The sequence below is a fragment of the Micromonospora sp. ALFpr18c genome, assembly GCF_008868155.1.
GTDB lineage: Bacteria > Actinomycetota > Actinomycetes > Mycobacteriales > Micromonosporaceae > Micromonospora.
The window spans coordinates 1-6,565 of the sequence record NZ_WBKR01000270.1 but is presented as its reverse complement, the minus strand read 5'-3'; the positions used below and the strand labels follow the sequence as shown (position 1 = coordinate 6,565).

Sequence of the window (6,565 nt, the reverse complement as noted above, 5' to 3'; positions counted from 1 at the left end):
TATTAAAGGGTGGACCGATTCCCTCTCCGGCGGCAGCAAGCGGCAAGCCCGGACGGAGGATGATGGTGCGAGCGTCGGACCGTCTGTTGCTGCTCCAGCGTCGCGTTCGGACAGGCCTCAGCGGATACTCCCTCCTCCACGGAAAGCGGCATCTGCATCAGCCGGCACTCCATCATCTTCATCCACACGCTTGCCATCTTCTATTCGCCGCCAACAACAGACGGAACCTTCCCTTGCTAGCCATTCCTCGCACCGCTCTCTCGCCTCCACGCCTTCCGCGGCCACACCCGCCGAAATCTCGGCCTGGGCTTTACACATCTATGACTTTGTGAATTACCATTCACGCACCGGCGGCAGCATTTCGGAATGGCTTAGAAGTGGTGGCGTGCCTGGAATAAGCCAAAACACGAATATCCCTGAAGCCGCGAACGAATTCAGGGAAGTCTGTTGGGGTCTGAAATATGAAGGGGTTCTGGCGAACCTTGGCGACTATGCTCGGCTAGTCGACGAGTTAAAGCAAAATGGAGAAATCGGGCGTCCTGGGCGGCCGGCGGTGGCGTCGACGCCCGAGACTTCGGCGCATTACGCGCACTCCTATGCTGGGCTGCCTTCTGGAACCCGCCCTACGGCGCCGCCTTCCGCCGAGCAAGCAACTGCTCCTTATGGCAGGAGTACCGCCGCCGCCCTCATATCGAGAAATCCAGTTCCACCTACTTCTACCTTCGCGGCTTTCACCCCATCGGGCACGGCAGCGTCCTTCTCGCATGCGGCTCCCACTCCGGGGGTTCAAAAGCCCCGTTGAAACCTTGGTCGCTCCGGCCAAGCGCGCAGCGTCGATGACTGCGGGGCCCCGGAGTCATCGACCCGTCGTGGAATACCCCGCGCCGGTCCCGTCCCCGCTCTGGGGGCGGGACCGGCGCGTCTCAGGTCGCCTCGGCCCGGCAGGCTCGGAACCGGTGGTGCCTCGCTCGTAGTCGATGCGTTGGTCGAGGTCGAGCTGGAAGGTGCCGTGCAGGGCCACGTTGGACCAGAACAGCGGGGTCAGGCCGCGCAGATCGTGTGACGAGCTACCGTGTCCTCGCAGAGCCGGGCGTCGGCGAGTCGATTCGCAGTGCCGATGATCCGGTCCATCCGGCCCGGCGGCTCCAGCTTCTCCGCCCGACACCGGGCCAGCACCGCCTCGCGCTGCCGATCCTCGTTCAACTCGCTGGGGCAGACCTGCTCAGCCAGCCACGCGATCATCTTGTCCTCGTCACCGCGGGCGAACACCCGGAACCCGAACGCCTCACGGATCTGCGTACGGAACCGCTCCGCACTACGGCCGGTCACCTCGAACCGCGCCTGCTGACCCGCCGCGAGTCCGAGCTGCCGGGCGAGATAGTCCACCGCCGCCGTCGGGACCTCACCGACGTGCCGCGGGAACCGCCCCTCGATCTCGAAGAACTTCACCATCAACGCGAAGCTCAACCGCGGCACATCATGCTTGCCCACCAACAGCTCTTGATCGGCATCGACCAGCGTCCACGACGCGATCAGGTCATCCAGTTCCCACTCCCGGCGCACAAACAACACCCTTGGCAGACGACGATCACCGGATGGCAGCGACCCGGGACCGTCGTCGATACCCTGAACGCCGACCCCAACACCCGGCGGACACGAAGGACGGACCATGCGCAGGTGGGTACGGTACGACGCTCCGATCATGGTCTGCGTCGAGATCGACGACGACACCGAACACACCGAGATCAACAAGGTCGTCCTCTGCATCGACCCCGACGACGTCCAACTCGCCCGCGACCACAGAGGGCAGTTCCTCGTCTACGACGAACGCATGGAGCCCGTACACGGCGACACCGACCCCGCCACCAACCACGCGATCCACGTCGCCGAGGACCGCGCCGGCTGGCCCGACGCCGACAGCCTCGACTGGGAAGAAGGCCCCGACCCGCTGCGCTTCCCCGACCTCTACAGCCGCGTCGAGCCCGAGAACGACCGGGACGAAGACGACGACCTCGAACCGCTCGACCTCCACGAGCGCGACGCCGTCCACTGACACCACCGCGATCAGTAGCGACCGGGCCCCGCCAGCACGAAATGCTGCGCGGGGCCGAACCGTCTGTAGCGCCCTCAACCAAGATCAAATAATTGGCGGGCTGGGACAGCTACCCAAGCGCGGGGCCGAGTAGCGGGTCGGCCCCCGGATGCTGTCCAGGCGAGGGGGTCGGCTCGCGCCGCCGATCTGGCGGTCACCGCGTGCGTCCAGGCCAGGGCCTGCGACGCCACGGAACCCGCCCTTCGACGGGCTGCTAGAACGGCGGTTCGGCGGCCACCTCGACGGCGGCCGGCGCGGCCAGGCGCAGCAGCGCCTCGCCCATGCTGGGGCCGATGCCGACCGCGACGGTGCGCTCGTCGTGGTCGAGCGCCGTGGCCAGGTAGCACTGCTCCTCGGGCTCCTCGACGACGTCGCCGTCATGTCCCATCCGGCCGGGGTTGCCCTCGTCGAATTGCAGCACGATGCGGCGCCCGGCCTGCAGCAGCGCCTCGGCAGCGATCCGGGCGGCCGGCGCGGGCCGGTCGACAAGCACGGTGGCATCGAGCACCGCGGCGATCGGCCGGCGGTGCCGGGTGATCACCTGAGCGCGGGCGTGGCTCTCGCGGACCACCTGGCCGAGCTTGTTGCGGGCCTCCGACAGCGACCACACCGGCAGGGCGGCCACCGGCTCGGCGACCTCGGACAGCGGCACCAGGGCGGCCCACTCGTAGCCGTCGCGGGTGATCAGGGTGATCGTGCCGGCCTCGGCCGCCGCCACCAGTTCGGTCCAGCGCTGGGTACGCGCCTCTTCGACGGGGACGGGCGGGCCGAGCCGGTCGACCAGGTCGACAAAGACCATCGGAACATCGAAATCCATAGGCAATGCATAAGGTGCCTTGCAAGATTTTCGCTAGGCACCTTATGCATTTTTGGTGCGTGAGTGACGGCGGGTCTGGTCAAGCCCCGCGTGCGGCTTCGCGGCGCAGCAGCGCCTCGACCTGCTCGGTGGAGAGTCCGTCGACCAGGTCGCCGCCCGGGATGTCCACCGTCCAGCGCAACGGCCGGCGGGTGTCGACGTCGACGCGGACCTGTCGGCCGTCTGGCATCTGGTAGATCAGCCATCCGGACACATCGCGGTCGAGCAGCATGTCGTCGGTGGCGCTCACTGCTTGCCACCGGTGCGGTCGCTGCGGGCCTGGTCGAGTTGGGTCTGCAGGTGCTCGGCGCGGGCCTCGGCGGTCTGGGCGCGGTCGGTGGCGGCCGCCGCGGCGCCCTCGTGTCGGATGGCGTCGGCGCGGGCCTCCTGCGCGGCCTGTTCGGCGGCGCGGCGCTCGGTGTGCAGTTGCTCGACCTGGCGGCGAACCTCGGCGAGGGTGGCCCGTTCGGCGCGCAGCTCGGCGTCGAGGTCACGGCGGGCGCTCTCGGCGCCGGCCGCGTCGGCGCGGGCGGCGTCGCGTTCGACGGCGACCGCCGCGGCGGTCGCATCGGCGCGCTCGGCGCGACCCTCGGCGGTCTCGGCGCGGTGGGTGACGGTGGCCAGCTCGCCGCGCAGGTGCTCGCCGGCGGCGCGGGCGTCGGTCAGGTCGCCGCGCATGGTGTCGATCTCGGCGCTCAGGCGCGTGACGTCAGCGCGGGCGGCGTCGCGTTCGACGGTGACCGCCGCGGCGGTTGACTCGGCGCGCTCGGCGCGGGTGGTCTCGGACCGCAGGGTCTTCTCGGTGGCGCGCAGTTCGCCGGCGAGGGTCTTGTTCTCGGCGCGGGCGTCGCGCAACTGCACGCGCAGTTCCTCGTGGCGTTCCTCCAGGGCGCGGCGGCGCTCGGTCTCCCGGGCGGCGGTCGTCGCGCGGGCCTCGGCCTCGGCCTCGGCGCGGCCCTGGGCCTGGCGGGCGTCGGCGACGTCGCGGGCGGCGCGGGCGACCGCGTCGGCGGCGTCGCGCTCGGCGGCCTGGGCGCGGGCGACAGCGGCGTGGCGCTCGGTGTGGGCCTGGGCGCGCTCACGCTCGGCGGTGTGGGCGGCGTTGAGCGCCTGGTCCCGCTCGGCCTCGGCGGCCTGGGCGCGCTGCACGGCGGCCGTCATCGCGGTCTCGGCCTCCGCGATGCGAGCCAGGGCGCCGGCCTCGACGTCGCGCACCGCCGGCAGGACCGGCTCCAGCTGGCCCCGCGCTTGGGTAGCTGTCCCAGCCCGCCAAATATCTGATCTTGGTTGAGGTGCTACAGACGGTTCGGCCCCGCGCAGCATTTCGTGCTGGCGGGGCCGGTCGCTACTGATCGCGGTGGTGTCAGTGGACGGCGCCGCGCTCGGGGAGGTCGAGCGGTTCGAGGTCGTCGTCTTCGTCCCGGTCGTCCTCGGGCGCTGCGGGGCTGTAGAGGTCGGGAAAGCGCAGCGGGTCGGGGCCTTCTTCCCGGACGATCAACTGCGACCTGATCACCCGCGAATACGACCAAATGATCAAGTACGCGCGGGCCTTGCAGCTCGGCACCGCCGAGGCCGAGCAGATCCTGCGTCGGTTCAACACCCGCGGCCCCAAGCACCCCACCCTCGCCGCGATCGAAGAACTCGGCCGCGCGGTCCGTACGGCGTTCATCGCCGACTACCTCGCCGACTCGGGCCTGCGCCGGGAGATCCACGAAGGGCTCCAGGTCGTCGAGCAGTGGAACTCCGCGAACGTGGCCATCCACTACGGCCGCGAGGCCGAACTGCCCGGCGTCGACCGCGAGGCTCAGGAGATCTCCATGCTCGCCCTGCACCTGCTGTAATCGGCGCTGGTGCTGGTCAACACCAGAATGGTCGACCGGGTCCTGGCCGAGCCCGAGTGGGCGGCCCGGCTCACCGAACATGATCTGCGTGGTCTCACTCCGCTGTTCTGGTCCAACGTGGCCCTGCACGGCACCTTCCAACTCGACCTCGACCAACGCATCGACTACGAGCGCGGCACCATCGGTCCCGCACCCGCCAGGGCCGAAGCGACCTGAGACGCCGCCGGTCCCGCCCTCAGAGCGGGGACGGGACCGGCGGCGTACGGGGTATTTCTGCGACGGGCCGATGACAAGGGCCCTGCAGTCATCGACGCTGCGCGCTTGGCCGAAGCGACCAAGGTTTCAACGGGGTGTCCGACCCGACGGAGTGGGAGCCGGATTCAACAAGGACTCCGCTGGAGGCGATGGCCTGCGGGGTGCCGGATTCGACAAGGACTCCGCCGGGCCCGATGGGACGGGAGCCGGATTCTCTTCGGAGGCCACCGGCTTCGCAGGGGCCCTCGTTGAGGTCGTAGCAGCAGCCTGGGTCCTGGTCCTCATCGTGATCTGGCTTTCTCGTGATCGCGAGGAGGCGTTCGGAGCCGTTGCGGTCGGGTTAGGCGGTTGGGGTGCCATAGCCGCGAGGTTATGTGAAACCGGGAGAGCCGGGGCGAGTTTTGGACCTCGAGGCAGCACGTTGCTCCTTTGTGGATGGATGTACAGCACTTACAACGTAGGGTCTCTTCCGTAGGTTCACGTGCTCACCACTGAACCCGGCCGACTCGATCTGTTTGTGTCCTGGCCCAACGCATCTGATGCAGGTCGGGGAGGTTGATGCCTTGGATCAGTAGATGTGGTGCCGCGTCCGCCGCCGTGCACGTCCTTAACTCGACGGGCCTTCCGGCGCACGACTTCTCTTTAGTGCCCCTCCAGCCGACCCCCTGCACCGAACTCGTTGACCGCGAGACCCTCTGATGACGGCCAGGGTGGTACGAGCGGAGTGACGGGAGACTGTCACGCTCCGTTCCGTGGGAGCCCGGAGGTGAGATCCCTCCGGGCGACCCGACCCTGCCCCAGGTGGACGTTGCTCAGTCGGCCATCCGCATCAGGTCACCGAGCAGGTGGCTTTAAGCCCGCCGGGCGGAACTCGAGGCCACGCGCGTCCATGGAGATTCGGCTTCGGCCCCGCCGGCACGGAAAGGTGAAGTGCCCTCTGTGTTGGTTGACGGGGCGATCGTCGACTGCAAGTAGGCGACGTCCTTCATCAACCCACGGAACTGCTCCCTGCCCTCGCCCCCGGCCGATACGGCCCCCGAAGGCACCAAAGTTGGCCGCTGCGGTGGTTCGGTCATCTGCGCCCCACCTGTGGTGGGTGTCGCATAGCTCGGGCGCGGCGCAGAAGGCACGGCAAGCGGCGCTGGGCGAGACGAGGCCTCCGGTGCCGGGTGGGAGGAGTGCCCGGACCGGATCCCCGGAGCGTGCTGCGGGGAGGGCTCGGGCGCAATGCCACGTAGCTTAAGTTGATCTTGGGTTGACCTGCGGTTCTGTATGGACTCGTGGGATGTGCGGCGTGGCGTGGCGGCCGCTACCGGGCGGGCTGTTTTGATCACGGGTCATGTGGGACTGTACAAATAACGGCTGATCGACCGATCAAGGGAGAGACGCCAGATGACGACCGAGACGACCGTGGGACAGCCGGCCGCCGAGCCGGTGGGTGCGGTGACGGATGAGCAGTTGATCGCGATGCTGGCCGATCGGGCTCGTGGGGACGGGCTGCGGTTGACCGGGGAGGGTGGG

General features: G+C 68.8%; 6 protein-coding genes and 1 pseudogene. 2 read left to right on the top strand and 5 right to left on the bottom strand.

The window, feature by feature from the left end:
* Positions 1–1,041: 1,041 nt before the first annotated feature.
* The gene (locus F8271_RS29085; RefSeq protein WP_225854842.1) at positions 1,042–1,572 is read right to left on the bottom strand and encodes a DUF4158 domain-containing protein; all 531 of its coding nucleotides are present in this window, start codon (positions 1,570–1,572) and stop codon (positions 1,042–1,044) included.
* A gap of 130 nt (positions 1,573–1,702) precedes the next feature.
* Here F8271_RS29085 and F8271_RS29080 point away from each other — a divergent pair, with 130 nt between their 5' ends.
* Complete coding sequence (locus tag F8271_RS29080) at positions 1,703–2,053, top strand: hypothetical protein (RefSeq protein ID WP_151493030.1); 351 nt, start codon at positions 1,703–1,705, stop codon at positions 2,051–2,053.
* A 253-nt stretch (positions 2,054–2,306) separates the two neighbouring features.
* Here F8271_RS29080 and F8271_RS29075 read toward each other — a convergent pair whose 3' ends face one another.
* The 4 genes from F8271_RS29075 to F8271_RS32675 form a co-directional block, all read right to left on the bottom strand.
* Positions 2,307–2,891, bottom strand: coding sequence for a type II toxin-antitoxin system Phd/YefM family antitoxin (locus tag F8271_RS29075; RefSeq protein ID WP_225854841.1), 585 nt, complete (start codon positions 2,889–2,891; stop codon positions 2,307–2,309).
* A gap of 97 nt (positions 2,892–2,988) precedes the next feature.
* Positions 2,989–3,198 (bottom strand): hypothetical protein, encoded by a 210-nt coding sequence (locus F8271_RS29070; RefSeq protein ID WP_151493028.1) that lies wholly within the window; start codon positions 3,196–3,198, stop codon positions 2,989–2,991.
* A complete protein-coding gene (locus F8271_RS29065; RefSeq protein ID WP_151493027.1) occupies positions 3,195–4,163 on the bottom strand; it encodes a hypothetical protein in 969 nt (322 codons plus the stop codon). The genes F8271_RS29070 and F8271_RS29065 overlap by 4 nt, the downstream gene beginning before the upstream one ends.
* 148 nt (positions 4,164–4,311) lie before the next feature.
* Positions 4,312–4,461, bottom strand: coding sequence for a hypothetical protein (locus tag F8271_RS32675; protein ID WP_192580507.1), 150 nt, complete (start codon positions 4,459–4,461; stop codon positions 4,312–4,314).
* Between the two features lie 16 nt (positions 4,462–4,477).
* On the opposite strand from F8271_RS32675, the pseudogene F8271_RS33535 reads away from it, so the two are divergent.
* Positions 4,478–5,005: pseudogene (locus tag F8271_RS33535) on the top strand (Tn3 family transposase).
* The last annotated feature ends 1,560 nt before the right edge of the window (positions 5,006–6,565 follow it).